The 908-nt window shown below is 49.0% G+C and carries 2 tRNA genes and 2 rRNA genes; all 4 read right to left on the bottom strand.

Features of this window, described 5'->3' with window-relative positions:
* Window positions 1-131: ribosomal RNA gene (locus tag CBW66_RS28215) — 23S ribosomal RNA — on the bottom strand; the annotation flags it as partial.
* Between the two features lie 246 nt (window positions 132-377).
* A tRNA-Ala gene (locus CBW66_RS28210) sits at window positions 378-453 on the bottom strand.
* A gap of 70 nt (window positions 454-523) precedes the next feature.
* Window positions 524-600: transfer RNA gene (locus tag CBW66_RS28205), tRNA-Ile, on the bottom strand.
* Window positions 601-701: 101 nt separating this feature from the next.
* A 16S ribosomal RNA gene (locus CBW66_RS28200) occupies window positions 702-908 on the bottom strand; the annotation flags it as partial.

The following is a 908-nucleotide window of genomic DNA, read 5'->3' as shown; positions in this document are numbered from 1 at the left end:
TGGGTTGCCCCATTCGGAAATCTGCGGATCAAAGTGTGTTTGCTCACTCCCCGCAGCTTATCGCAAGCTACTACGTCCTTCATCGCCTGTAATCGCCAAGGCATCCACCATGTGCACTTATTCGCTTGTCCCTATAACGTTAGCCTCTTCATTCTTTCAAACGAAAAGAGCGCTACAGGGATAAGAAAGTACAACGTTGTTGCTTGTTTGTTGATACATACAATCATTACCCATCGATTTACCTTTTACGGCAAACCGATCAATAAATAATCTTTACTTCTTCCAGATTGTTAAAGAACGAAACAGCTTTGATCGCTAAAAGATCAAATCTAAACCGGGTCTGTTTGACTGGCTTACATTTGCACTTTCAAAGTACTTGGTGGAGGATGACGGGATCGAACCGACGACCCCCTGCTTGCAAAGCAGGTGCTCTCCCAGCTGAGCTAATCCCCCTATGGGTATTACATGCTACTGGTAGGTCTGGCTGGACTAGTGTCCACCTTACCCCCGGGTTTGTTTCTGCTGGTAGGGCTGGTTGGACTCGAACCAACGACCCCCGCGTTATCAACACGGTGCTCTAACCAGCTGAGCTACAGCCCCAACGCGGTGCTACTGACGACTACTGTTTCTTCTTAATTAAACAGCCGATAAGTGTGAACATTTGATGCGTGAACCAGTTACCTGATTCGTGCAAACTCTAGAAAGGAGGTGATCCAGCCGCACCTTCCGATACGGCTACCTTGTTACGACTTCACCCCAGTCACGAATCCTACCGTGGTAAGCGCCCTCCTTRCGGTTAAGCTACCTACTTCTGGTAAAACCCGCTCCCATGGTGTGACGGGCGGTGTGTACAAGACCCGGGAACGTATTCACCGCGACATGCTGATCCGCGATTACTAGCGATTCCA

Origin of the sequence: Janthinobacterium sp. GW456P, from assembly GCF_002127655.1 — a bacterium.
Taxonomy (GTDB): Bacteria; Pseudomonadota; Gammaproteobacteria; order Burkholderiales; family Burkholderiaceae_D; genus Janthinobacterium.
This window is presented reverse-complemented; position numbering and strand designations above follow the sequence as displayed.